The following is a 26,024-nucleotide window of genomic DNA, read 5'->3' on the forward strand; positions in this document are numbered from 1 at the left end:
TCACCGAGGACATCACCATGAGTCGGCACTACTTCGACACCGTTCACAAGGGCTTTCCCATCACCGTCGTACTGGGCTGGGACCGGCCGGCAAATTACTTCTTCCTATTCATCGAAAAGCCGGCCGAGCTGATCGACGATACCGCGAAGGTCGAGAGCGACGACTTCTTGTACAGCAACCTGCACGAGAGCGACCCGTTCAACCACTACCTGGACTACTACCGAGTGGTCCTGCGCCATTTCCACATCGACGTGCCCGAAAGCATGTTCACCGAAGTCCAACAGGACTGCGAGGGCAACGTTGGCAACCGTGTAGTCAAGCATCAGGCCGACGGCTCGTTCACCGAACAGACGTTCTGAACGCCCAAGCGGATCGAACACCTTATCCGCATTCCTTCATCCCTAACGGGGCATTCGCTGCCCCTGCGGGCGGTGCTGCCCCTCATTTCATCGAGGACACCACCATGCACGCACACACTTCATCCACCACGCTGTTCCACATCGACGAATGCCCGGACGTTATGGCCGACGCTTGCGTCGGCGATGACCAGGGCAACCTGATCTTCCTGTCCATCTGGGCGCGCGACACCGCCGTCCAGCAGTTCCTTGCACGCCTGACCCTCGGGCGCGACGAGCAGGGACTGGACCAGTTCCACGTCATCACCGACCAGGGCGGCAGCGTCCCGGTATTCATCGGCAACGTCGATCGCCTGGAAAAGCGCATCACGCGCGCCTACCGGCGAACGCTGTTCGGTTCGCTGTCCAACGTGTGGCTGTTCGACCGGCGCTGCGTCAAGCCCGACAAGGCCAACGCCAGCGCATTGGCACTGCTGCCACGTGACAGCGCCCACCGGCTTGACCGCCTGTGGATGCTGGTGCGGGACACCTGCCCGTTGCCGCTGCTCGACCACTGGCGCGAGACCGTGCTGGAACTGCTGCAAAGCCGCGAGATGCTGGCCCGCCTTCCGTCCGCCCTCGGGCCGCTGGAAGGCCATCGGCTCGCCATCGACGTGCCGGCGCTGAGCTTGGCGCTGGGCTCCCTGATCCGCAGTGACGCGCTCACCGCCTATCCCTATCCGGCCAAGATTTGGACGCCGGAAGCGGTGGCGGCTTGACCCACCCTCGGAGGCACGCCTTGGCGTGCTTCCGTCATTCATCCCCGCCAACCAGGAGACTTCCATGGCTCTCATGTTCCCGCGGCTCGCCCGCAATTTCGCCAAAAATGGGTACTACCCGACCGACGAACCCACGCTCGAAAGAGCCCTCAACGCACTGATGCCCAGCGACGGGCCGATGTGCATCCTCGATCCCTGCGCCGGTGAAGGCGTGGCAATCGCCGAAGCCTCTCATGCCCTCGGGCGCGAACAGGCCAAGGCGTTCGCCGTCGAATTCGACGCCGAGCGGGCGCGCCATGCCCGCGGCCTGGTCGATCACTGCCTGCACGCGGACCTGATGGACACGATGATCTCCAAGCAGTCCTTCGGACTACTGTGGCTGAATCCACCGTATGGCGACCTGTCCAAGGACGTCAACGGCAACATCGGCTATCAGGGCCAGGGCCGTGCCCGCCTCGAAAAGCTGTTCTATCAGCGTTCGCTGTCGCTGTTGCAATACAGCGGCGTGCTGGTCTTCATCGTCCCCGGCTACGTGCTCGACGCGGAGCTGGTCGGCTGGTTGACGCGCCACTACACCGATCTGCGTATCTACCGAGCGGTGGAAACGCAGTTCAAGCAGGTGGTGATCTTCGGCCGCCGGGTCCGTCAGCGGGAGCTGGCACCCGATGGCGTCAAGGCCGTGCGCAATCTGCTGCTGCAGGTTGGGCTTGGCGAAGTCGAAGCCGAGGAACTGCCGAGCGAATGGCCGTTCCTGCCGTACATCGTCCCCGCCAGTCCGGCCGAGCCGGAGCATTTCTTCCGCGTGACGATGGAGCCCGAACAGTTCGCCGACGAGGTTGGCCGGCTGCAAGGCCTTTGGCCGTCGCTGGACACGCACTTGGGGACCGCGCAGCAGTCGCTGCGTCCACCGGCGCGGGCCTTGTCCCACTGGCATCTCGCCCTGGCTCTGGCCGCGGGCGCGATCTCCGGCGTCGTGCGCTCCCAGACGGGGCGCGTGCTCGTCGTCAAAGGTGACACCCACAAGGACAAGACGCTCCAGCGGGAATTCACCGAACGCGAAGACGGCTCCATCGCCGAGACACGCATCCTCACCGACAAGTTTGTGCCCGTTATCCGCGCGTGGGACATGACGCCTGGCTCCCCGACAAGGGGCGAGGTGCTGACCATTCGCTGATCCACCGGACGCGCTGCCGTCCTGCTGTACCACATCGAAGGAGAAACACCATGTTCCCCAATCCGTTCAAGCGGCCTGCGCCGCGCAAGCAACCCTTGTTCGCACCGAGTACGTTGAAGTTGAGCGAGAAGGTGCATTGGCTGGCTCGGCGAGGCCTGATCGACCCCTTGGCCTATGTCCAGCGCCATGTGCGCGGGGACTGGGGCGAGATCGATGAGGCCACCCGCCAAGCCAACGACGTCGCAATCCAACAGGACAACCTGATGATCTCCCAGTACCGGATCACGCCGGAACTGGTGTTGCTCGTGAAGACCAGCGAAGACCACCAGACCACGGTGGTCCAGCTTCCCGAAGAGCGCGACCTGATCTGAAGGCGCCGCCTCGTCATCCCATCCACTTGACGGAGCCACTTCACTCCGCCAGGGGTGTCGTGGCTCAATAGCCTTTCAAGGAGGAGCCCATGGCATCGCATCGCATCGAAACCTACTGCCAGAGGCTGGCGTTCCCCATCGGGGCGCTCATCTTCAGCCGAGGCATTGATCGCCTTGTCCGCGCGGGTCGCCTGGACCCGATTCCGTACTTCAGGCGCCACACCCGTGGCGACTGGGGTGACGTCAACGTCTGCCAATGGCACGCCAACGGCGTTGCACTTCAATCGGGCGCGTCGCTGGAATCGCACTATGTGATCCACCCGGGACTCGCCATTCGCATCATCACCGATGCGGGGCGCAGCGTCACTGCCATCGTGCTGCCGTCCGAAGACTGAGCACGGTTCACCCGCAGGCCACTCAGGCCAGCATCTTCAACCACCTTCGGCCGCGCGCCGATTTCCTTCCCACCACGGGGCATGCCATTGCCCCGCTGGGGGTGGTGCATGCCCCATTTTTCATTGGAGCATCACAATGTCCTTCGATCTCGAAACCACTGCCGCTGACGCCGCGCCCGTACAGGGCGAACTGCTCGACGCGGAATCATCCCCTCTGACCCTGAGCCTTCAGGATTTCGTCGGCGAGTTCGGCGACGAACTGCTCGACGCCCTCAACAGCGCCAACCCGCCTGTCTATACCGGCCAACCGCAGGCGCACCGGCAGCTCATCGTCGCCAGCCTCAAACGCAAGCTGTTCCCGGCCCAGGCCGAAGTCGTCCACGCCGCCGCCGAGCTGCTGATCGACCGTGGCGAACGCGCCGCGATCGTCAATGGCGAGATGGGCTGTGGTAAGACGACCGTTGGCATCGCCGCGGCCGCCGTGCTCAACGCCGAAGGCTACCGCCGCACTCTGGTCCTGTCGCCACCGCACTTGGTTTACAAGTGGCGGCGGGAGATCCAGGAGACGGTGGCCGGCGCCAAGGTATGGGTGCTCAATGGGCCGGATACGCTCGTCAAGCTCCTCAAGCTGCGTGAGCAGTTGGGCGTGCAGCCCACGGGCCAGGAGTTCTTCGTCCTGGGGCGCGTCAGGATGCGGATGGGTTTCCACTGGAAGCCCGTCTTCACCCAGCGGCGCACCCGCCACGGCGACGTGGCGGCCTGCCCGGACTGCGGCACGGTCATCACCGACCTCGACGGCGAGCCGGTCAACCCGGTCGCGCTCGAAGCCGAGGAGTACCGCAGGAAGTGCAGCCATTGCGCTGCGCCCCTGTGGACGCTGATCCGCCCGCGCAGCCTGTCCGGCAGCGACCAGTCCTCGGCCGTCCTCAAAGCCCTGAAGCGCATCCCGACCATCGGGGAAGTCACTGCGCAGAAGCTGATGCAGAAGTTCGGTGACGGCTTCCTGGCCTCGATGCTGGGCGACAACATCCACGAGTTCATCAACCTCATGGATGGCAACGGCGAGCTGGTGTTTTCCGACCGTCAAGCCACGCGCATGGAACGTGCGATGGCCAACATGGAGTTCGGCTTTGGCGAGGGCGGTTATCAACCCTCGGAGTTCATCAAGAGGTACTTGCCGCAAGGTACGTTCGACCTGCTCATCGCTGATGAAGCGCATGAGTACAAGAACGGGGGCAGTGCCCAGGGCCAGGCCATGGGCGTGCTGGCGGCGAAGGGGTTCAGCCGAGATACGTGTAAAAATGCCCCACAAAACTCAAATAATTCTTTCAGGGTAATGAGTTAGCCGATATTTTTCTTCTCGACTGGTTGCGCCAACAGATCGAGCGTCGGGCATGGCGCGCCTGTCACCACGTGGCGACACTCCTCCACCAAATGCTCAAGGTCGACTTCCAATTGTCTTAGCTCGTCAAGGCGTCGGCGCACCTCGGCCAATTTCTGTTCGGTCAGCTGCCGCGTCTGCTCGCAGGCGCGCTGGCCTTTGACCTCCAGCAGCCCCGCTATCTCGTCGAGACTGAATCCCATCGTCTGTGCTCGACGGATGAACTGAAGCCGGCCGACTTCGTTGGGGCCGTACCGGCGCACGCTGCCCATTGGGCGCTCAGGCTCCGGCAGCAGGCCTCGCCGCTGGTAATAACGGACCGTTTCGATATGCACACCAGCGGCCGCGGCCAGCCGACTGATCGTCATTACGTGGGTGGCCATCGGCTTGACTCCGTACTCAGGTACGGAGATTAACATGCGGGTATGGCCCAACGTCCCGCACAGTCCTCCTTACCTGCCCTCTTGGGCGCCGCGGTCGCGGCTATTGGCGCGTCCGTGTGTTGTGTCGTGCCCTTGGTGCTGGTCCTGATGGGTGTCAGCGGGGCCTGGATCGCCAACCTCACCGCCTTGGATGCGTGGCGTCCCTGGTTCAGCGTTGCCACGCTGGCGTGCCTGGGCTGGGCGTTCTGGACGCTGTATCGCCCGGCGTCACGTTGCCGGAACGACGGAGCCTGCGTCGATCCGATGCAATTGCGACGCCGTCGGCGCTGGTTATGGATTGCCACAGGATTGATCGCGATGCTGCTGCTCTTCCCTTATTACATCGGCTGGTTCCTGTAGGAGTCTCCATGCGCAAGATCCTTCTCGGTTTGGTATTCACGGCATGGATGGGCCTGGCTTGGGCGGCTACCCCAAAGCAAGTTGTCCTACAAGTGAAAAACATGACCTGCCCGGCGTGCAGCATCACGATCGAAAAGGCGTTGGACAACGTGCCGGGCGTGACGGCGCGCCGTGTCGACACTCAGGGCGCCACCGTGACCGTGACCTTCGATGCCGAGCGCACCGACGCGGCCGCCATCGCGAAGGCCATCACCGATGCTGGCTTTCCGGCCACCGCCAAGGCGGACGCGAACGGTGGCTGAGGTGAAGTTGCAAAGCACGCTGGCATGCCCGGCATGCGGGCACCAGGCGACCGAGACCATGCCCACCACGGCGTGTCAATTCTTCTACGAGTGCACGGCTTGCCATACTCTGCTGCGCCCCAAGGAAGGCGATTGCTGTGTGTTCTGTTCCTACGGCACGGTGCCGTGCCCGCCCATCCAGCAACACAGCCCCTGCTGCGGCAGTACAAGTTGACCCACGCTACGCGGCCAAGGCCAATTCGATTTCGTACGGTTCCGGAAGAGCGTCCACGTCGATCAGGTAATCGCCGAAGCGCTTCACGTGGCTGGTCACGTAGGGGCTGAGTGCAGCCACGTCCTCCGGGGTGATCTTCCAACCTGCTCGCATCAGCGTCTTGATGATGCGGGTCTGTTCGACCACGTTATGAAAGATGACGGCGTTGGCGACTAGGTCGTTGTACTTGACCGCCTTCTCTTGTTCGAGGGGATCGTTATCGGCAATGACGCCCTCTCCACCGAAGAAGAAATACTTGGAGAACCCGTTATAGGCTTCGACCTTGTTGGTGGAGGCCGTGATCTGCTCACGCAGTTCGCGGTCAGAAATGTATTGCAGCAGGAACAACGTGCGCACTGCGGCGCCAAGCGCCCGGAAGGCTTGGTACAGGCGATTCTTGCGGCTGTAGTTACCCAGTTTTCGCAGCAGCGTCGAGGCGGCGATCTTGCCGGACTTGATCGACAGCACCACCTGCATCAGATCCTTCCAGTGGGTCTCGATCAGGTCCCAGTCCATGTCCTCCCGGAACAGCGCATCGATGTGCTCGTAGCGGCTGTCCTCGTCCGGACGGAAGAACCGATAATCGCGCCAGTTGCGGATGCGCGGCATCAGCTGGATGCCCAACAGGTGCGATAGCCCGAAGACCGGCAGCGACTGACCTTGGGTATCGGCGTGAACGGTGTCGGGCTGGATGTCGGAAGTGTTCTTCAGCAGTCCGTCGATGATGTACACCGCTTCCCAGACGCCGCACGGAATGAAGTGACTGAAGAGCGCCACATAGGTGTCCGAGACGTGATGATAGGCAATGCCACCGTAGCCGCCATAGCGGATGTGGTACGACGCCAACAGATTCTGGTCGTACAGGTCGTACTTGGTACCGTCGGCTGCGGCACGCTTGCCATCGCCCCAGAATTTGGGAAGCTGCAGGCCGGCGTAACTGTTGATGACGTCGCGGCAGGCCGCTGCCAGCTTGTTCGCATCCACGTGACGACGATTGACGAACGACAGCATGTGCGCGGAAGCGGCGCCACGGAGGTGCCGGGCGGCCTGGGCCGGGCCGAGGTTGCAGCCGTAGGTGAATGCCGTCAGCACGTAGCGTTCGGTGGGCTGGTCGATCTTGGTGTCGGATCCGGACAGCGGTCCGAAATGCCGTGGCCAGCGGGTCCAGTGGGCCACGTCGCACAGGATCTCGATGACGCTGCGTTCGCGCAGGCGAGCAAGAATCGCGGTTTCCAAAGCGCGGGCACCGCTGCTCATGTCCTTGGCCTTGTGGCGCTTGAGTACCGGCAACCCGTCGTCGCCGATGATCACCTGGCCGTTCTCCAGGTAACCCTGATCGGTCAGGTCCGCGACTTGTATCAGTTTGGACTGCAAGGCATTGACGAATCCCACCGCAGAGGTCGGCAAGCCCACCTGGCGGCAGTAGTCGTCCAGCAGCGGTTCGCATTGCTCCCAGGGCAGCAGCTGTTCGCGGTAATCGGCGTAGGTTTCCGAACCACGCACGGCCACGTCACCGGATTTGAGCTCGTTCGCCAGCGACGAGAACACGCATACCTCGAACAGACGGCGGCGAATGCGCTCCTCGCCCTGCTCGGTGCGATGGGTGATGGTCTTCCGCCAAAGCTGGGTCGTGAACGCCAGATCGACCGGTTCGTCGAGCCAGTCGCCGCGGGCGCGCTCCTGCGACAGGATCAGTTCGATCGCGTTGATCAAGGAACGGTCTTCGGTGGTGGATTCCAGGTCCAGCATGCGCACCATGCGCAGGATGGTGGCGCGGTGGCTTTTATAGAACGGCCAGAGCAGTGGTAGATGGTTGTCGCCGCTGGGTGCGGCGATCGCGTCGCAATCGGCCTGCAGGGTCTGAACGCCCCCGCGTGTGCTGACCAACCGGCGAATTTCCCGCCCCGCATCGGTGTCGCCCGGGTGACGGTCGAGCACCTGGATCACATCCGACATCGTGGCGACGATGGCCTCGGTCTTCTCGCGATAGCGCGCACGTAGTCGCTCCAGTTCCTCTTTGCCGCGGTTATGGAGGTTGCCCATGCGTTTGATGAACATCTCCGCCAGGTCATCGCGGGTTTGCACCCGGGCGCGATGGATCAGGCACAGCAGTAGCGCGTGTCGCTTGGCCGGGCCGAAGTCGCGCAACTCGGCAGCGTCCAGCACCCGGGCTTCGGCCGCGAAGTGCTTGCGCTTGAGTTCCGGTACGTCCGCCAGATGCAGTTCGCTGCTGACCAGTTCGTCCAACGCCGCGATATGGTCGATTAGTTCCTGGAAGTGCTGCAGCGAGGAGCGTTTTGGCAACCGCTTGATGGCCTGCAGCGGGCTCTTGATGCGAGCGTCGGTGACGACCAGCAGATCGTCCAGCCGTTGCTTCTCCTCCGACGTCAACCGCGCGTCGATGAGGGCGAAGTAACGGCCATTGACCAAGGTGCGAATCCGGCGCCCCAGGCGATCCAGCGCGGAAAACGCAGGCAGTTCGATGCGATCGCGGACAAGCTGTTCGATCGCCACGTTGATCAGGTCGGCCGGATTGTCCATGACTGCGGCGGCTTCATGGATGGCGCGGGCGGCCACGTCGAGGCCGCCGTCGGCGTAAGCCCGAACCTGAAGATAATCCCGGATGCGCTGGAAATAGCGGTAGCGCTTGTTCGGCGCGATGTCGGCGGGCTTGGTCTGGACCCGGTACCGCAGCGCGTTGCGGAGGTGCCGGACGACCGCAGCGGGCACTTCATCGATTGCGGGGAAGTAGCCCAGTCGCTGGAAGGATTTCAGCAGCAGTGCCAACGCCAATCGATGGCCCGGTTGGCGAGCATTGTCGGTGATGAAGGCCAATTCGGCGTCGGTCGGCGTATAGGCGGCGACCAGTTCCCGGACGACGGGATTGCGCTTGAACTGGGGATACGCGGTCCGTTCGATCGACGCCATTGAAGCCTCATTCGGTCAGGGTGCGGGTAACGCCGGCGGTGGCAGGCTCGCCTCGATGCGCTGGCGCGCAAACGGGTCGCCGCCATCGAGGTAGCGCATGGCCGAGTGCACGTCACGCCAGCCGACGTACTCCATCAATGCCTTCACATCCCAGCCGTTCGCATTGGCCCAGCCGGCGAAGCCTCGGCGCAGGGAATGGCTGCTGTAGCCCTCGACGTTGGCCAATCCGGCATGCAGGAACACCTGCCGGAGCAATCGGATCAAGCTGTTCGGATGAAAGGGGGCGTCGGCAATCCGGCTCCAGCGACCGACGCTCCGAAACAGCGGGCCGGAAGTCAGCTGTGCGGCCTCGAGCCAGTCCCGTGTCGCCGCTACCGGGCACAGACGCGACAGGGCCGGTACTTTGTAGGTCTTGCCTTGGGCTTGGCGGTCGCCTTTGCTGTGCGGCAGGAAGCAGACCATGCCTTCCCCAGGGACCAGGCGCAGGTGTTCAATCCGCAGCCGGATCAGTTCGTCACCGCGAAATCCCCGCCAGAAGCCGAGCAAGATCAGCGCCCGATCGCGTCGATAACGCAGATCCGCGGCGTGTGCGTTCCGCGCCTGGGCGGCGATGATCGCCCCGTCGAGCCAGTCCACGACCTGCGCCAGCTGGGTCAGCTGCAACGGTGTGGCCTGCTTCTCCTCCTGAGGGTGCAGGGTTTGGATGCCCTTGAGCACCTGGCGCACGAGCGGCGCCCGGGTCGGATCCGCAAATCCGTGTGCGGCATGCCAGTGCGCCAGGGCAGCCAGGCGCAGTTTCAGGGTATTCACGGCCAGCCGTCCGGCGTGTTCGGCCAGGTAACGGGCCACGCTGTCGGCCGTGGCCGGCAGGTGCCCATCCCAGGCGACCTCGAAGTGCCGCAATGCCGAGGCATAGCTGCGCCGCGTGTTGTCGCGGGTGGCGGCTTGCAGGTAACGGTCGATATCGCTCATGCCGTGCCTTCTTCTGACTATTCCGCCGTGTCGGCCCACGCGTCGGTAATGGGATATCGCCGCTCCCGACCAAAGGCGCGGCGCGAGACCTTCGGTCCTGGCGCCGCCTGATGCCGCTTCCATTCGCCGATGCGCACCAGACGAAGCACGTGGTCGACCGTTTCGGGGGTGAATCCTGCCGCGACAATCTCCTCTCGCGACTGCTCCTGATCGATAGAGCGGAACAAGATGGCGTCGAGCACGTCGTACGGCGGCAACGTGTCCTGGTCGGTCTGGTCCGCGCGCAACTCCGCCGAAGGTGGACGATCGATCACCCCCCATGGGACCACTGGAGCGCCCGCCACGGCGTTGCGCCAGCGGGCGAGCGCGGAGACTTCTGTCTTGTACAGGTCCTTGATCGGCGCATAGCCACCGCACATATCCCCATAGATCGTGGTGTAACCGACCGCGTATTCGCTCTTGTTGCCGGTGGTCAGCAGCAGGCCGCCGAACTTGTTGGCCAAAGCCATCAATAGCGCACCGCGAATGCGCGATTGCAGATTCTCCTCGGTCGCATCCGCTGGCGCCTGCGCAAACAGCGGCGCCAAGGCATCCAGGTACCCTTGGAAAGGCTCCTCGATCGGCAGCGTCACCAAGCGTACGTCCAGGACGCGGCACTGCTCCTGGGCCAGGTCATTCGACACCGCGGCGGTGTAGCGCGAAGGCAGACGCACGGCTGTGACGCGGTCTGCGCCAAGCGCATCCACCGCCATCGCGAGCACGACCGCCGAGTCTAGGCCACCCGACAGGCCGACCCAAGCGCGGTCAAAGCCATTCTTGCGGCAGTAATCGCGTGTGCCCAAGACCACGGCCCGCCACGCGAGGCCATCGCGGCTTTCGTCGCCTTCGATCGGCCACGACACCGGTAGCAGCGTGCGATTTTCGACGTCGTAGTCCGCGATCAGCCAATGCGGCTCGAACGCGATGGCCACCGGATGCACGCGGCCGTCTGCGTTGGCCAGCAGCGAGGCGCCATCGAAGACGATGCCGTCCTGCCCCCCAACCACATTCACGTAGGCAATCGCGACGGCGGCATCGCGCGTGCGCTCGGCGAGCAAGGCGTCGCGTTCGGCGTGCTTGTCGCGCTCGAAGGGCGATGCATTGGGCACCAGCACCAGGTGCGCACCGGCGGCCGCGGTTTCAATGAGTGGTTCCAGGCCCCACAGGTCCTGGCAAATCAGCAGCCCGATGGGAACGCCCTTTACCTCGAACACGCAGGCGCCACCGTCGGGATCGACGGCGAAGTAACGCCGCTCGTCGAAGACCGCGTAGTTGGGCAAGTCGCGCTTGCGGTAGGTGGTCGCGATAGCACCATCGCGCAAGACGCTGACCGCGTTATAGACCACGGCGCCGGCCGCTTCCGGCCAGCCGACTACCGCTACGATGCCGCGGGCCGCCGCCGCGATGTGCCTCACGGCCGCCTCGCACCCGGCGAGGAAGCTGGGACGCAGTAGCAAGTCCTCGGGCGGATAACCACTCAGCGTGAGCTCCGGAAACACCACCAGATCGGCGCCGTGGATATCGCGGGCCTCGGCGATATATGCCGTGATCCGCTCGGCATTCCCGATCAGATCGCCGACGGGAAAATCGAACTGCGCCAGCGCGAGTCGAAGTGGCGTGGTCATCGGCGTCAGGGGGAGGAATGGTCGGGGGATCGCCGCAGCGTTTCGAGGATCGTGCATTGCCCGCGCTGGCCGACGCGACAACTGCCGATGGTGCGCTCCAGTTCGCTGGCCATCCGCTGCAAATCCCGAATCCGGGTCTGGATGTCGTCCAGGTGCTCGCGCGCCAACCGGTCGACCTCGGTGCAGGACAGCGCCGGATCCTCGGCCAGCTGCAGCAGACCGCGGATCTCCTCCAGGCTGAACCCCAAGTCGCGACCGCGCGTGACGAAGCGCAGGCGCTCCACGTCGGCCGTGGTGTATTGTCGGTAGCCGCTGCGCGTCCGTCCGGGCCTGGGCAGCAGGCCGACGCGTTCGTAATAGCGGATCGTTTCGAGGTGGCAGCCGCTGGCGGCGGCAGCGTCACTGATTTTCATTCGCATTACTTGACTCTGTAGTAGGTACAGACTCTAAACTAGAGGTCTCCGAAATTCCACGCCCTGGCTACTCGGCCGCCATGGGCTCTTATCTGGTCGCATGCAATGCCCTTTTTTTTGATGAAAGTCCTGCGTCACTGCGCGCTCGCCCTCCTGATTATGGCGCTCAGTGCTGGCGCGGCCGGGGCGGCCGACCCACAGGCCGAAGCCCGGCAGGCCTGGCAGCTGCTCGATTACATCGCCGTGGATTACGGCGGGGCCGTGCGCGGCGGCCAAGTGGTCGAACCGGGTGAATACAGTGAGATGCAGGAGTTCGCGGCCACGGTGCGCACGAAAGTGGCCGGCCTCCCGGCGACGCCGCAGCAAGCTGCGCTGGTGAGCTCGGCCGAGCGGCTGCAGGCGGCGGTCGCCGCCCGCGCCGAACCGGAAGTCATTGCGAAAGCTGCGCATGCACTGGCCGCCGAATTGCTGACGGTTTATCGCATCGAGGCGGCGCCGACGACCCCGCCGGACGTGGCCAGCGCGGCCCCGCTTTACGCCCAGCAGTGCGCCGGATGTCACGGGGCCCAGGGCCGCGGAGATGGCCCTGTAGCCGCCAGCCTCACGCCACGGCCAATTGCGTTCACTGACGCAGAACGCGCGGCGCAGCGCAGTCCCCTGGCGCTGTATCAGGTGATCTCGCAGGGTTTGAACGGCACGGCCATGACCAGCTTTGCCCATCTGTCCGAAGCCGATCGCTGGGCACTGGCCTTCTATGTTGGGGGATTTGCCTACGACGACGCGGCGCGCAACCGCGGCGAAATCCTGTGGCGAGAGGATCCGAAACTGCATCAGGCGCTCCCGACATTGGCCGCCTTGTCCGGTTCGAGCGAGGCAGAGTTGGGCCAGACGTTGGCGGCGGCACAGGCCAAGGCGATCACTGCGTATTTGCGCGCTCGCCCGGCTGAAGTGGTGCCGCATGCCGCTGTCGGGGCTGGCCCGTTCGCACTCGCGCGGCAACGCCTGGCGGGCAGCCTGCGGGCGTATGCGGCCGGCGATGCAGTGCAAGCCAAGACCCTGGCGTTGTCGTCTTACCTGGATGGCGTGGAGCCAGTGGAGCCGACCTTGGCCGGCCGCGATCGTGCGCTGATGCGCCGGATCGAAGCGAGCATGGCCCGATTCCGCGATGCGCTGGGGCGCCGTGCGCCGGCCGCCGAGGTGACCGCTACGGCGGCGGAGATCACCGGCTTGTTCGATCGCGCCGAAGCGGTACTGCAAACGTCCCACACCGATACGACCACGGCCTTCCTGGGCAGCTTCACCATCCTGCTGCGGGAGGGACTGGAAGCGCTGCTGATCGTCGTGGGCATGATTGCGTTCCTGCGCAAGGCCGAACGGCGCGAAGTGCTGCCCTACGTCCATGCCGGTTGGGTCGGCGCCTTGCTGGCTGGCGTGCTGACTTGGGCCGTCGCCACGCATCTGGTCGACATCAGCGGCGCCAATCGCGAGGTCACCGAAGGCGTGTCTGCGCTGTTTGCCGCGGTGGTCCTGTTGAGCGTGGGGATCTGGATGCACCAGAAGAGCCTGGCCGGGCGCTGGCAGCAGTACCTGCACGCGAAGATGTCGGCGGCGTTGACGCGGCGCTCGGCGATTTTCCTGTTCTCGCTCGCCTTCATCGCGGTCTACCGCGAAGTGTTCGAGACGATCCTGTTCTTCATCGCCATGTGGAGCGAACAGGCGTCCGGCGCGATCCTGGGCGGCTTGCTGGCCGGTGCCGTGGTCCTGGCCGGGGTGGCCTATTGGATGCTGCGCATGAGCAAGCGCCTGCCGATCGGCCAGTTCTTCTCGGCGAGTTCGATCCTGATCGCCGTGTTGGCTGTGGTCCTGGTCGGCAAGGGCGTCGCGGCCCTGCAGGAGGCGGGCTGGATCGCGCAGGCCCTGGTGGCGGCCCCGCGTATCGAATGGCTGGGCATCTATCCCTCCTGGCAATCGCTGCTGGCCCAGTTGACCGTGGCCGTCGTCGCCATGATCGGCTTCCTCTTCAACATGCGCTCGCCCGCCCCGGTGCGGACCACCAAGGCCTAATCCCCCATGAGCCAAGCAGACTCCAAAACCTGTGGTTGTTCGGCGGCCGCAGCGGCAGCCCCCGAGGCGCACCTTCACACGCCCGCCGCGACGGTTTACCGCATCGAGAACATGGACTGTCCGACCGAGGAGGCCTTGATCCGCAACAAGCTGGCGGGCGTGCCGGGCGTCGAGCGCCTGGACTTCAATCTGGTGCAGCGATTGCTGACGGTGCACCACGCCTTGCCGTCGCTGACGCCCGTGGAACAGGCCTTGGCGGCGATCGGCATGCGTGCGGTGCCCGTTCAAGGGACGCCGACGGACCAGTCAACGACGCTGGCCATCGCCAAGATGGATTGCCCGACCGAGGAAGCCTTGATCCGGGCCAAGCTCGGGACGGTGTCGGGGGTGTCGAATCTCGTTTTCAATCTGGTGCAACGCACCTTGCAGGTCCGCCATACGCCCGATGCCTTGCCCCAGGTGCTGGCGGCGCTGAGGACGCTCGATTTTGAAGCACACGTCGTGGAGGGAGCCGGTGCCGTGGCGCCGGCGGCGGCGACCCCAACGAAATGGTGGCCGTTGGCGATTTCCGCGGTTGCTGCGATCGCCGCCGAAGCGATCTATTGGCTCAACAACGGCAATCACTGGTCCGTCATTGCCTTGGCCTTGGTGGCGATCCTGACGGGCGGCCTGCCGACCTACAGGAAGGGCTGGATCGCGCTGCGCAACCTCAACCTCAACATGAATGCGTTGATGTCGATTGCGGTCACCGGCGCCATGCTCATCGGGCACTGGCCCGAAGCGGCGATGGTGATGGTGTTGTTTGCGCTGGCCGAAGTGATCGAGGCCAAGTCCCTGGATCGTGCTCGCAACGCCATCCGCGGGCTGTTGGATCTCGCGCCGGAACGGGCCACGGTGCAGCAAGCCGATGGCACGTGGCAGGAGATGGAGGCCAAGCACGTCATGATCGGCAGCCGGGTGCGCGTCAAACCGGGCGAACGGCTTGCGCTCGATGGCGAAGTGCTGGAGGGACGTTCCACCGTCAACCAAGCGCCGATCACCGGTGAGAGCCTGCCCGTGGAAAAGGCGCCGGGCGACCCTGTCTTTGCCGGCACCATCAACGAATCCGGTTCGTTCGAGTTCCACGTTACCGCCACCGCGAGCAACTCCACACTGGCGCGCATCATTCATGCGGTGGAGGCCGCACAAGGCAGTCGCGCACCGACGCAACGCTTTGTCGATCAGTTCGCCCGCTGGTACACCCCGGCCGTATTCGCGGTCGCGCTCGCCGTGGCCATCGTGCCGCCACTGGTGATCGGCGGGCCGTGGCTCGATTGGGTCTACAAGGCCCTGGTGCTCCTGGTGATCGCCTGTCCTTGTGCACTGGTCATCTCGACCCCGGTGAGCATCGTCAGCGGTCTCGCCGCCGCTGCTCGCCACGGCATCCTCATCAAGGGCGGGGTCTACCTCGAAGGCGGGCGCAAGCTGCAATGGCTCGCCCTCGACAAGACCGGCACGCTCACCCACGGCAAGCCGGTGCAGACGGATTTCCTGACCTGGAACGAAGCGGCGCCGACCGCCGCGCGGGAATGGGCGGCCAGTCTGGCTGCGCGCTCCGACCATCCGGTATCGAAGGCGGTCGCGTTGGCCGCGCAGGCCGACGGCGTAGTGCTGCAAGCGGTCAGCGACTTCGCCGCGCTGCCCGGCCGTGGTGTCCGCGGCCGTCTCGGTGATGTGACCTACCACCTGGGCAATCACCGCTTAGTGGAAGAACTGGGCGTCAGCTCGCCGGAGCTGGAGCGCCGCCTCTCGATGCTGGAGGCCGAGGGCAAGACCGTGGTGATGCTGATTGGAGACAGTCGCGTGCATGCGCTGTTCGCCGTGGCCGACACCGTCAAGGACAGCAGTCGCCACGCGATCGCCGAGCTGCATGCCCTGGGCGTCAAGACGCTGATGCTAACCGGCGACAATCCGCACACCGCGCAAGCCATTGCCGCGCAAGTCGGTATCGATCGTGCCCAAGGCAATCTGCTGCCGGAAGACAAGCAACGCGAGGTCGAGCAATTGGCCCGGGCCGGGACGGTAGGCATGGTGGGCGACGGCATCAACGATGCGCCGGCGCTAGCACAGGCGGACATCGGGTTCGCGATGGGCGCTGCCGGCACCGATACCGCTATCGAGACGGCCGACGTGGCCCTGATGGACGATGACCTGCGCAAGATCCCCACCTTCGTGCGCCTCTCTCGCGCCACGGCAAGCGTGTTGATGCAGAACATCGTGCTGGCGTTGGGCATCAAGGCGATCTTCCTGGTGCTCACTTTTACGGGGCAGGCCACCATGTGGATGGCGGTGTTTGCCGACATGGGCGCCAGCTTGCTGGTGGTGTTCAACGGGTTGCGGTTGCTGCGCCAATGAGGACGCGTCCGGCCGCACTCCGCACCGTGCTCGCTCGCCTGCGCGCCTCGACGCGTCTAGCGGTGCTGGTACTGCTGGTCTTCGCTTTGAAGATCGGTGCGGTGGCCGCTTGCACTCAGTCCGACTTCGCCGAGTTGGACTTCGGCGGCGGTGTGGGTAAAGGCCAAGCGGCTGGGATACATGCGCCCGCGGGCGATAAAAGCACTGCCCCCGATCAAGCCAAACGGGTCAGCGTCGGCGCCTGCCAGCACTGCAGCTGCCACATTGCCGCCATGCCCGCACCGGATACGGGTGTCATGTTCAGCGGATTACCGCAACGAGCTGTCGCCGTGCGTACGCCGGGCATACCACCGCGCGCTTCGCCACGGCCAGAGTTGAGACCACCGATCGTCTAAGTCGCAGTGTTGTTGCACCTGGCGCATAGCGCCCAGGAATGATGTCGACTCAGAGGATTCCTTCATGCACTTTGTTCGTTTGCCGCGACGACATTCTGCCGTGCGGTTGGCTGCCGTCATTGCGCTGGCCTTGACGCTATCGTTGCCGGTCATCGCGGCCGAGATGCCGTCCACGCTGGCGCCTGCCGCCGTACGCGATGCCTTACAGGCCGCATGGCAGCGCCACCCCACTTACCGCGCCACGGAAGCCCAGTTGGCGGCCGCTCGCGCCCGCCTCGATGCAGCGGCACAGCCGCTGTACAACCCGGAAGTCGAACTGGCCTCCGACGACGAAGGTCCCGAACGCACCACCAAGGCGGGGCTCAATCTCACCCTCGATCTCAGCGGCAAACGGCGCGTGCGTCGGGAGGCGGCATCCGCCCGTGTGGACCATGCGACCGCCGAAGCGCGGTTGCATCGACGCGATTTCGCCAAACAATGGTTCGCCGGATGGACCGAACTGCAGACGGCGAACGAGCGCGTGCGCACCGGAGAACGGCGTTTGGCGCTGATGACGCGGTTCGGTGACCTGGCGCAGAAGCAGTTCGCCGCCGAGGACATCTCGGGTCTGGAACGCGATCTCGCTTTGCTGGCGCGGGATGAAGCGCAAGCCGAGCAATCGCAGCTGATCGCCGAGCAGGCCGAGGCGCAGGCGCGTTTCCGTGCCCTGGGCGGATCGCCGGAATTGCTGGCCGATCTGACGTTGCCCACCGGAACGTTGCCGCCACCGACCGGCACCGCCGGGGAAGTCGAGCAACTGCCGGACTGGCAGGTCGCCCAGGCCGCTGCAGTCGCGGCCGAGCGCGAAGTCACGGTCGCCCGTCGCAACCGGATCGCCGATCCCACGTTGGGCGCTTACGGCGGACGGAAACGACTCGATATCGGCGGCCCCAGCGACAACGTCGTCGGCGTGTCGATCAGCGTGCCGCTGTTCGTACGCAACTCTTATCGCGCCGAAGTGGTGGCGGCGCAGGCCGACGCCGATGTCGCGGCCGCGGACCGCGACCGCGTGCGCATCGAACTGGAAGCCGATCGACAGCGGGCCATCGACAGCTACGCGGCGACGCAATCGACCTGGACGCGCTGGCAGGCCAGCCGCGGCACCGACGTCGAGCGCCGCACCACATTGCTGGAGCGGTTGTGGCGCGAAGGCGAACTGTCGACTGCCGACTACTTGCAGCAACTCAAACAAACCCTGGACACCCAACTCGCTGGCGCTGAACTCGAAGCCCGGCTGTGGCGGTCCTACGCCGATTACCTCGCCGCCACCGGCCAGCTAGAACGCTGGGCCGGGCTGGAGGGCGCCCCATGAGAGAGAATTCAATGGTTCCGTTTCGACTGACGTCACTGCTCACCGTGACCCTATTGCTGGCCTTGGCGGGCTGCTCCAAATCGCCTGACGGCAAAGCCGCCCAAGCACCTGCCACCGAATCGGCCGAGCATGGCGATGCCGAAGGCGCGACCGCGGCGGGTGAAGCCGGCGAAGCAGGTGAAGTCGGAACCCCAGTGAAGATGGACGCCGCAGCCCTCAAGGCCGCGGGCATCCAGCTTCAGGCCGTGCAGGCGACCGCGCTCAGCGAAGAACTGCGGGCCCCTGGCGAAGTGGTCGACGATGCCTACGGCACCACGCTGATCACGCCTAGGGTCGAGGCTCTGGTCGTGCGCCGGCACGCCAGGCTCGGGGACGAGGTCCGCACGGGCGCGCCGCTGGTGACACTGGCCAGCGTCGAGGTGTCGGACGCCCAAGCCGAACTGCGGATCGCGGAGCAGGAGTGGCGCCGGGTTTCTGCACTCGGTCGCGAAGCCGTTTCCGGCCGCCGCATCAACGAAGCCAAGATCGCAGTCGACCGGGCAAGGGCCAAGGCGCAGGCCTATGGCCTGCCGGGCACCGCCAGCGGGGGCGTCAACGGCCAGTTCACGCTGGCCGCACCCCATGCCGGCCGCATCACCGAAGACGAGTTTGTCGTCGGCGAGCGCATCGAGCCGGGCAAGCCCCTGTTCCGTCTAGTGGACGAGTCGAGGGTATGGGTCGACGCCAAACTGCCCTCCGGCACGATGTCCCGCGTGGCACCGGGTTCGCAGGCGACTGTCGTGTTCGCGGGCGAGCGCTTGACCGGCACCGTGCAGCGTTCCGCACACCGGACCTCCGATACCACCCGCACTGCAGTGGTACGCATCGAAGTGCCGAACCAAGGCGATCGTCTGCACGGCGGGGATTTCGTCGACGTGTTCTTCGAGTCGGCTTCCGGTCGTGTCAGCACCACCACACTGTCGGTGCCCAATGACGCCCTCGTGCAATTCCAGGGCGATACCGTGGTCTTCCGCCGCAATGCTGAGGGCGCACTCGAACCGGTGCCGGTGCGTACCGGCGAAGTGATCGGCGACCGTACCGTGATCCGCGAAGGCCTCAAAGCGGGCGACGTGGTGGCTGTGCAAGGTGCATACGCGATCAAGTCGCAGATGCTCAAGTCGCAGCTCGGAGAAGAAGAATGAACCGGGTCCCTCATGCGCTGCGGAGTGACCTGTCATGCTGAATCGCCTGGTCGAACTCTCCCTGCGTTACAAGTTCCTGGTGCTGATCGTGTTCGCGGTGGTGGCCTTCCTCGGCATCAACGCGGTACGCAACGTACCGATCGACGCCTTCCCCGACGTCACGCCGGTGCAGGTCAATGTCTATACCGAATCGCCCGGACTGGCGGCGGAAGACGTCGAACAATTGCTGACCACTCCGGTGGAATCCGCGCTCGCCGGCCTGCCCAAGGTGCAGGAAATCCGCTCGGTCAGCCTGTTCGGCTTGTCCTACGTGTCCGTGTACTTCAAGGACGACATGGACATCTACTTCGCCCGCCAGTTGGTCAACGAGCGGTTGCAGGAGATCGGTGACCGCCTGCCCGAAGGCTATGGCAAGCCTAGCATGGGGCCGAACACCTCGGGACTCGGGCAGGTGTACTGGTACACCGTCGAGCGTGCGCCCGGTGTCGGCAAGGACCAGATCAGCGACATGGACCTGCGCACCTGGCAGGAGTGGACGGTGCGGCTGATCCTGCGCACGGCAGCCGGTGTAGACGACGTCAGTTCCTGGGGCGGCGGCGAGCGCCAGTACCAGGTGCAGATCGATCCACAGCGGCTGTATGCCCGGGGCCTGGGCTTCGCCGACGTGATTAACGCGCTACCGGCCAACAACGGCCAGGTCGGCGGCAACGTTGTAGACGTGGGGCGCGAGCAGTTCCTGGTACGCGGTCTGGGGCTGCTCAAATCGACGGCCGACATAGGCGCGATCGTGCTCAAGTCCGAGGACGGCGTGCCCGTGTACCTGCGTGACGTGGCGACCGTGCTGGAAGCGCCGGGGCCGCGCTTTGGCGCGGTCACCCGCGACGGCCAGGAAGTGGTGATGGGTCAGGCGTTGGCCCGCATCGGCGAGAACGCCAAGGACGTGGTCGAAGCGGTGAAAGCCAAGATCGACACCGCTCGCGCCGCGCTGCCCAAGGGCATGGTGCTCAAGCCGATCTACGAACGCACCGATCTGGTCAACAAGGCGGTTGAAACCGCGGTGCGGGCGTTGATCGAAGGCTCGCTGCTGGTGGCGGTGATCCTGTTCCTGTTCCTGGGCGAGGTCCGCTCGGCGTTGGTGGTGATCGTAACGCTGCCGCTGGCGATGCTAATCGCCTTCATCGGCATGGGTCAGGTGGGGCTGTCGGCCAACCTGATGTCGCTGGCCGGCCTGGCCATCGGCATCGGCATGATGGTCGACGGCGCGGTGGTGATGGTCGAGAACGCCTTCCGGATCATGGCCGAACGCCTGGAACACGGCGAGAAGGTCGACAGGACCTCGGCCGTGCTGGCGGCGGCCAAGGAAGTGGCCAACCCGATCACCTTCGCGATCATCATCATCATCGTCGTGTTCCTGCCGCTGTTCGCGCTGGAAGGTCTCGAAGGCAAGATGTTCAAGCCGATGGCCTTCAACATCGCCTTCGCGATGGCCGGTTCGCTGATCCTGAGCCTCACGCTGATTCCGGTGCTGGCTTCGCTGATCCTCAAGCCCAAGGAAGAACGCGATACCTGGCTGGTGGCACGGATCAAGCGTGTCTACCGGCCGCTGCTGGACAAGGCGCTGGCGAAGAAGAAGATGGTCGTGCTCAGTGCCGTCGTCGCGCTGGTCGCGAGCCTGGCGCTGTTCCCGTTCCTGGGCAAGGAATTCATGCCGCAGTTGCAGGAAGGCTCGATCATGTGGCGTGTGACCGGCATTCCGTCGACATCGCTCAACGAGTCGATCCGCACCAGCAACACCATCGCCGCGGCCTTCAAGAAGTTCCCCGAGGTCGAGACCACGCTGGCCATGATTGGCCGCGCCGAGAAGGGCGACACCGCCGACGTCAACTACATGGAGATCTATACCGCGCTCAAGCCACAGGACGAGTGGACCAGCGGCCGCGACATCAAGCAATTGGAAGTCGCCATGCAGGAGACATTGGAAAAGGTCGTTCCCAACGTCGTTCCCGGCTACACCCAGCCGATCCAGATGCGCGTGGAGGAACTGATTTCGGGCGTGCGCGCCACGCTGGCGCTGAAACTCTACGGCGAGGACTTGGCTCAACTCGACAAGCTCAGCGGACAGCTCAAACGCGTGCTGGACAAGGTGCCGGGGGTCGCGGACCTGTCACTGGAAGCCAACCTGGGCAAGCCGCAGGTACGCATCCAGATCAACCGCGACGAGCTGGCGCTGTACGGAATGAACGCCGAGGAGGTGTTGACCATCGTCCGCAACGGCCTGGGCGGCGAGCCGGTCAGCGTGCTGCTGGATGGCGTCAAGCGTTTCGACATCTCGGTGCGCCTGGACGATGCCGCGCGCACGTCCGTCGAAGCGATCCGGCAGATTCCGCTGCGCACTGCCTCGGGCGCAATCGTGCCGTTATCGCGTGTCGCGGAGGTCAGCGTGGCCGAGGGCTATTCCTTCGTCCGTCGTGAACAGCTGCAGCGCTATGCGGTGATCCAGATGGACGTACGCGGCCGCGATGTCGACGGCTTCGTTCGGGATGCGGAAGCCGCGATCAAACAGCAGGTCAAGCTTCCGGCCGGTTACTGGATCGAATGGGGTGGCGCATTCGAGAACCAGCAACGCGCCTTGGCGAAACTGGCGTTGATCGTGCCGATCACGATCTTCTTCATCTTCGTGCTGCTGTACACCGCGTTCAACTCGGTCAAGTACGCAACCTTGATCATCGCCAATGTGCCCTTCGCGACGATCGGCGGGCTGATTGCGCTGGCTGTGACCGGTCAGTACCTGTCGGTGCCTTCGGCCATCGGGTTCATCGCGGTATTCGGTGTGGCCATGCTCAACGGCATCGTGCTGGTTAGCTTTCTCAACGAACTGCGTGAGAAAGGTTTGTCTGTACGCGACGCTGTGGTGCAAGGCACTGCTCTGCGCTTGCGACCGGTGCTGATGACCGCAAGCGTCGCGATCCTTGGCCTAGTGCCCATGTTGCTGTCGCGTGGTGTCGGCGCCGAGACCCAACGACCACTGGCCACGGTGGTCGTCGGCGGCCTGATCAGTTCGACGCTGCTGACGCTGGTGCTGTTGCCCGTGTTGTACGAATGGCTCGAAAACCGCTCCGACCGCAAGGCGGCCGAGCGCAACTCCCAGGAGAACGCGTGATGAAACAGATCAAGGCTTTCGTACATCGCAACCGGGTCGCCGATCTGATCCATGAGTTGGAGGCCGCCGGGTTCCGGCGGCTTTCCCTGTTCGACGTCAAGGGCCTGCTGAGCGCACTCAGTGCGCGCGAGCAGCAGTATTCGGTCGAGTTTGGCGATCAGGTGATCAACGAAGTGCAGATGGAACTGTTCTGCGAGGACGGCGACGTGGAGCGCGCGGTCGAAATCTTTCGCCGCGTCGGACGCACCGGCCGCACAGACGCAGGTGCGGTTTACGTGAGTTCGGTCGAACAGGCGTTTGTGATTGATGGCGCCCCGTAACGGTACTCGCTTCAGGAGTATGTTATGAAGCTGATTGTTGCGTTCGTCCATCCTTCCCATGCCGACCGCGTTGTCGGGCCTTCAATCACCTAAGGGCGCGGCCACGCACACCTTCACTGCCTTCATCTATCAAGGAGCCGTCAGCGATGACCCGACAGCACAACGCCATTCGCGAACTTGTCATCCCCGTGGCTGTGGCGGTACTGGCAGTGCTGCCGGCCTTGGTCCTACGCCTGACCGATCGCAGCGCCGGAGTGCTGGCGGATGCAGCGCTGTTCGGCCTGGCAATCCTGGCGGCGGGTTTCCTGTTGTCGTGGGGCGCGGAGGCGGCGGAGAAGTACATCGCCACCGGCTTCGTGCTCGCTGTCGTCGCCTTGATCACCGTGCTGCCCGAGTACGCCGTGGATTTCTACTACGCCTACCGCGCTGGTCAGGATCCCGCGTCGGGCTACGTCGCCTATGCCGCGGCCAACATGACTGGCGCCAACCGCTTGTTGATCGGCTTGGCCTGGCCACTGCTGGTCGGGTTGCACTGGTGGCGTTCGCGCAAGCGCGGCATCGCGCTGCAGCCGGAGAACACGGTCGAGATCGCTTTCCTGGCGTTGGCAAGCGCGTATGCGTTCGTGATCGTGCTCAAGGACCGCATCAGCATCTTCGATTTCCTCGTGCTCGGCGCGTTGTTCGGTACCTATTTGTGGCGGGTGTCGCGGGCAGAGAACGAAGAGGAGGAAGAAGACGAGGAACCCGGCCCTGGAGCGGTGATCGCCACCTTCTCACCGGTGCGTCGCTGGACGGTGATGGGCGCCATGAGCGTGCTTGCCGCCACCGTGATCCTGCTATCCGCCGAGCCGTTCGCCGAGTCGCTGGTGGCCTCCGGTCGCCGCCTGGGCATTGACGAGTTCCTGCTGATCCAATGGCTGGCGCCGCTCGCCAGTGAAGCGCCGGCGGTGACGATCGCGGTCCTGTTCGTGCTCGACGGCCGCGCCCGCGCTGGGCTGACTACGATGATCAGCGACAAGATCAACCAATGGACCTTGCTGGTCGGCATGCTGCCCATTGCGATGAGCATCGGCGCTGGAGAACTGACGAGCTTGCCGCTAGATGCCCGCCAGCATGAGGAATTCTTCCTCACCGCGACCCAGTCGCTGTTCGCCCTTGCGCTGTTGCTGCAGCTGCGCCTGAGTGTGTGGGGCGCCATCGCGCTGGCGGTCCTGTTCCTGACCCAGCTGGGGCTTGCGTTCTTCTACCAGGCCACACCGGCACGAGAGATCGCCGTGCTGACCACAATGGCGTGGATCTACCTCGGGCTCGCGGTGCTTCTGCTGACGCGCAACTTCCGGCAGTTGCCGGCGCTGGTGGGCGCCGCATGGAACAAGCGTCCAGCCGTCGACGAGGGCCCCCATGAACACTAATCGCAAGAACGCGGCTCCAATCCCTAACGGTCTCATTTGGTTGACGGTCTCCTTGCTGGTGATTGCACTGGACCAGGCCAGCAAGCACTGGGTGGTCACCGCGCTGCCCGAGTACACCGCAGTTCCGGTGATCGAGGGCGTGTGGAACTGGTACCGCAGCTACAACACCGGCGCGGCTTTCAGCTTCCTCAGCGATGCCGGCGGCTGGCAGCAGGTTGTGTTTAGCATCCTGGCGTTGGGTATCAGCGGGCTCCTGGCCTACTGGCTATACCAGACGCCACGCTCCGCCTACAAGGTTGCGTTGCCCTACGCGTTGGTCATCGGCGGCGCGCTGAGCAATGTCATCGACCGATCGCTGCGCGGCCACGTGGTGGACTTCATCCAATGGCACTGGCGCGATTACTACTGGCCGGCGTTCAACCTCAGCGATTCGGCCATCATGGTCGGAGCCATCGCGATCGCGCTGCACGGCGTGTTGGGGTCGGGTCGTACTTCAGGCAACACCACTCGGAGCTGAACATGAGCGAGCACTACGATGTCGTCATTATCGGCGGCGGCCCGGGCGGCTATCCCGCCGCCATTCGTGCCGCCCAGCTGGGGCTGCGCGTCGCGTGCATCGAGAGCCGCCAACGGCTGGGCGGTACCTGCCTCAACGTCGGCTGCATTCCGTCGAAGGCGCTGCTCGAATCCTCCGAACGCTTCATCGCCGCCCGCACGGAGTTCGCCGAACACGGCGTCGAGTTCGAGGGCCTGCGGCTGAATCTGCTACAGCTGATGACGCATAAGGACAACGTCGTGTCGGGGCTGGGCAATGGCATCGACTTTCTCATGCGCAAGCACAAGATCGCGCGGCTGGTCGGCACCGGATCGATACCCGCGCCTGGACAGGTCACCCTGATCGACAGTAACGGCGCTACACAGACGCTGACTGCCACTTCCATCGTCATCGCCACCGGCTCCGACAGCGCGACCTTGTCCGGCGTACCGATCGACGAAGCACGCATCGTCTCTTCCACCGGCGCATTGGCCTTGCCGGAAGTGCCCAAGCATCTCGTGGTGATCGGCGCAGGTTATGTCGGCCTGGAGCTGGGATCGGTCTGGAGGCGCTTGGGGGCAAACGTCACCGTAATCGAGTATCTCGATCGCGTCACTTCGGGAATGGACATCGAGCTTTCTCAAGCCCTGCACAAGGTGCTGGAGGAACAGGGCTTCGTATTCCGGCTTTCGCAGAAGGTGACGGGCGCGCGAAGCGAGGACGATGAAATCGTATTAACGGTAGAACCGGCCCAGGGCGGCCCGAGCGAGGAGATTCGCGCCGACTATGTGCTGGTATCGATCGGACGCCGGCCCTTTACCGACGGGTTGGGACTGGACGCCATCGGTATCACACGGGATCGGAAGGGTTATATCCAAGTGGACGAGCACTGGCGCACGAATGTGGACGGCATTTACGCCATTGGCGATGTGATCGGCGGTCCCATGCTGGCGCACAAAGCCACCGAGGAAGGTGTCGCCTTGGCCGAGCAATTGGCCGGACTGCCGGGACACGTCAACTACGGCGCCATTCCGGCGGTCGTCTACACGGCGCCCGAAGTCGCCTCCGTGGGCCAGACCGAAGAAGCCCTGAAGGCTGCCGGGGTGAGCTACAAGGTTGGCCGTTTCCCATTCAGTGCCAACAGTCGTGCCCGCGCCAAAGCCCAGACTGATGGTTTCGTGAAGATCCTCGCCGATGCGACGACCGATCGCGTGTTGGGCGTGCACATCATCGGCCCGGAGGCCGGGTCGCTCATCCACGAAGCGGTGGTCGCCATGGAGTTCCACGGATCGGCAGAGGACATCGCCCGCAGCTGCCATGCCCATCCCACCTTGCCCGAGGCGCTCAAAGAGGCGGCCATGGCCGTGGACAACTGGGCGCTACACGTCTAACCACTGCAACGTGGTAACAGGCTCGGCGCGACTGCGAGCATAGAACTTAACGACTGGGAGGCATCCCATGCA

21 protein-coding genes and 2 pseudogenes are annotated in these 26,024 nt (G+C 64.5%); 18 read left to right on the plus strand and 5 right to left on the minus strand.

All coding sequences use genetic code 11. The features are described 5' to 3' along the window. Positions 1 to 17: 17 nt before the first annotated feature. From QRO93_RS00470 to QRO93_RS00495, 6 genes and pseudogenes are all read left to right on the plus strand, one after another. On the plus strand, positions 18 to 359 hold the full coding sequence (locus QRO93_RS00470) for a hypothetical protein (RefSeq protein WP_006226014.1): 342 nt from the start codon (positions 18 to 20) through the stop codon (positions 357 to 359). A 104-nt stretch (positions 360 to 463) separates the two neighbouring features. Then, the gene (locus tag QRO93_RS00475) at positions 464 to 1,114 is read left to right on the plus strand and encodes a hypothetical protein (RefSeq protein WP_008266552.1); all 651 of its coding nucleotides are present in this window, start codon (positions 464 to 466) and stop codon (positions 1,112 to 1,114) included. A gap of 40 nt (positions 1,115 to 1,154) precedes the next feature. Beyond that, the gene (locus QRO93_RS00480) at positions 1,155 to 2,288 is read left to right on the plus strand and encodes a DUF6094 domain-containing protein (RefSeq protein WP_254916320.1); all 1,134 of its coding nucleotides are present in this window, start codon (positions 1,155 to 1,157) and stop codon (positions 2,286 to 2,288) included. A gap of 50 nt (positions 2,289 to 2,338) precedes the next feature. Further along, entirely contained in the window at positions 2,339 to 2,659 is a 321-nt protein-coding gene (locus QRO93_RS00485; protein ID WP_003098896.1) for a hypothetical protein, read from the plus strand. 89 nt (positions 2,660 to 2,748) lie between these two features. Then, positions 2,749 to 3,054, plus strand: coding sequence for a hypothetical protein (locus QRO93_RS00490; protein ID WP_003098895.1), 306 nt, complete (start codon positions 2,749 to 2,751; stop codon positions 3,052 to 3,054). Positions 3,055 to 3,190: 136 nt separating this feature from the next. After that, positions 3,191 to 4,330, plus strand: a pseudogene (locus tag QRO93_RS00495) (DEAD/DEAH box helicase family protein); the annotation flags it as partial. 65 nt (positions 4,331 to 4,395) lie between these two features. Here the strand turns inward: QRO93_RS00495 and QRO93_RS00500 are convergent. Next, the gene (locus QRO93_RS00500) at positions 4,396 to 4,818 is read right to left on the minus strand and encodes a MerR family transcriptional regulator (protein WP_046430629.1); all 423 of its coding nucleotides are present in this window, start codon (positions 4,816 to 4,818) and stop codon (positions 4,396 to 4,398) included. Between the two features lie 42 nt (positions 4,819 to 4,860). Here QRO93_RS00500 and QRO93_RS00505 point away from each other — a divergent pair, with 42 nt between their 5' ends. From QRO93_RS00505 to QRO93_RS00515, 3 genes are read left to right on the plus strand one after another with little or no spacing between them, the layout of a single operon-like run. Beyond that, positions 4,861 to 5,217, plus strand: coding sequence for a mercuric transporter MerT family protein (locus QRO93_RS00505; RefSeq protein WP_046430614.1), 357 nt, complete (start codon positions 4,861 to 4,863; stop codon positions 5,215 to 5,217). An 8-nt stretch (positions 5,218 to 5,225) separates the two neighbouring features. Next, a complete protein-coding gene (locus tag QRO93_RS00510; protein WP_046430611.1) occupies positions 5,226 to 5,519 on the plus strand; it encodes a heavy-metal-associated domain-containing protein in 294 nt (97 codons plus the stop codon). Continuing rightward, positions 5,473 to 5,733: a GDCCVxC domain-containing (seleno)protein gene (locus QRO93_RS00515; protein WP_088375505.1), complete on the plus strand. Its 261-nt coding sequence runs from the start codon at positions 5,473 to 5,475 to the stop codon at positions 5,731 to 5,733. Before QRO93_RS00510 ends, QRO93_RS00515 begins: the two co-directional genes overlap by 47 nt. Before the next feature lie 6 nt (positions 5,734 to 5,739). Here QRO93_RS00515 and QRO93_RS00520 read toward each other — a convergent pair whose 3' ends face one another. The 4 genes and pseudogenes from QRO93_RS00520 to QRO93_RS00535 all read right to left on the minus strand — a co-directional run bounded on the left by QRO93_RS00520 (position 5,740) and on the right by QRO93_RS00535 (position 11,749). After that, positions 5,740 to 8,700 (minus strand): Tn3 family transposase, encoded by a 2,961-nt coding sequence (locus tag QRO93_RS00520; protein WP_285303902.1) that lies wholly within the window; start codon positions 8,698 to 8,700, stop codon positions 5,740 to 5,742. Between the two features lie 18 nt (positions 8,701 to 8,718). Beyond that, a pseudogene (locus QRO93_RS00525) lies at positions 8,719 to 9,672 on the minus strand (site-specific integrase); the annotation flags it as partial. Positions 9,673 to 9,689: 17 nt separating this feature from the next. Next, positions 9,690 to 11,336, minus strand: a complete 1,647-nt coding sequence (locus QRO93_RS00530; protein WP_046430604.1) for an NAD+ synthase — start codon at positions 11,334 to 11,336, stop codon at positions 9,690 to 9,692. A gap of 5 nt (positions 11,337 to 11,341) precedes the next feature. Beyond that, positions 11,342 to 11,749, minus strand: a complete 408-nt coding sequence (locus QRO93_RS00535) for a helix-turn-helix domain-containing protein (protein WP_046430626.1) — start codon at positions 11,747 to 11,749, stop codon at positions 11,342 to 11,344. Between the two features lie 120 nt (positions 11,750 to 11,869). Here QRO93_RS00535 and QRO93_RS00540 point away from each other — a divergent pair, with 120 nt between their 5' ends. The 9 genes from QRO93_RS00540 (at position 11,870) to lpdA (ending at position 25,952) form a co-directional block, all read left to right on the plus strand. Next, entirely contained in the window at positions 11,870 to 13,813 is a 1,944-nt protein-coding gene (locus tag QRO93_RS00540) for a cytochrome c/FTR1 family iron permease (protein ID WP_049420834.1), read from the plus strand. Between the two features lie 6 nt (positions 13,814 to 13,819). Beyond that, entirely contained in the window at positions 13,820 to 16,207 is a 2,388-nt protein-coding gene (locus tag QRO93_RS00545) for a heavy metal translocating P-type ATPase (RefSeq protein WP_046430586.1), read from the plus strand. Positions 16,208 to 16,666: 459 nt separating this feature from the next. Next, positions 16,667 to 17,953: a TolC family protein gene (locus QRO93_RS00550; RefSeq protein ID WP_080342745.1), complete on the plus strand. Its 1,287-nt coding sequence runs from the start codon at positions 16,667 to 16,669 to the stop codon at positions 17,951 to 17,953. Next, on the plus strand, positions 17,950 to 19,134 hold the full coding sequence (locus QRO93_RS00555; RefSeq protein ID WP_080342744.1) for an efflux RND transporter periplasmic adaptor subunit: 1,185 nt from the start codon (positions 17,950 to 17,952) through the stop codon (positions 19,132 to 19,134). Before QRO93_RS00550 ends, QRO93_RS00555 begins: the two co-directional genes overlap by 4 nt. Before the next feature lie 34 nt (positions 19,135 to 19,168). Continuing rightward, a complete protein-coding gene (locus QRO93_RS00560) occupies positions 19,169 to 22,294 on the plus strand; it encodes an efflux RND transporter permease subunit (protein ID WP_046430581.1) in 3,126 nt (1,041 codons plus the stop codon). Then, positions 22,294 to 22,614 carry a P-II family nitrogen regulator gene (locus QRO93_RS00565; RefSeq protein WP_180878744.1) on the plus strand — a complete coding sequence of 107 codons (321 nt, stop codon included), beginning with the start codon at positions 22,294 to 22,296 and terminating at the stop codon, positions 22,612 to 22,614. Before QRO93_RS00560 ends, QRO93_RS00565 begins: the two co-directional genes overlap by 1 nt. A 146-nt stretch (positions 22,615 to 22,760) precedes the next feature. After that, positions 22,761 to 24,026 (plus strand): sodium:proton exchanger, encoded by a 1,266-nt coding sequence (locus QRO93_RS00570; RefSeq protein WP_046430578.1) that lies wholly within the window; start codon positions 22,761 to 22,763, stop codon positions 24,024 to 24,026. Further along, the gene (gene lspA, locus QRO93_RS00575; RefSeq protein ID WP_046430576.1) at positions 24,016 to 24,543 is read left to right on the plus strand and encodes a signal peptidase II; all 528 of its coding nucleotides are present in this window, start codon (positions 24,016 to 24,018) and stop codon (positions 24,541 to 24,543) included. Before QRO93_RS00570 ends, lspA begins: the two co-directional genes overlap by 11 nt. Before the next feature lie 2 nt (positions 24,544 to 24,545). Beyond that, positions 24,546 to 25,952: a dihydrolipoyl dehydrogenase gene (gene lpdA / locus QRO93_RS00580; protein ID WP_046430574.1), complete on the plus strand. Its 1,407-nt coding sequence runs from the start codon at positions 24,546 to 24,548 to the stop codon at positions 25,950 to 25,952. Positions 25,953 to 26,024 lie beyond the last annotated feature (72 nt).

Origin of the sequence: Stenotrophomonas maltophilia group sp. Smal17, from assembly GCF_030237045.1 — a bacterium.
Lineage (GTDB): Bacteria > Pseudomonadota > Gammaproteobacteria > Xanthomonadales > Xanthomonadaceae > Stenotrophomonas > Stenotrophomonas forensis.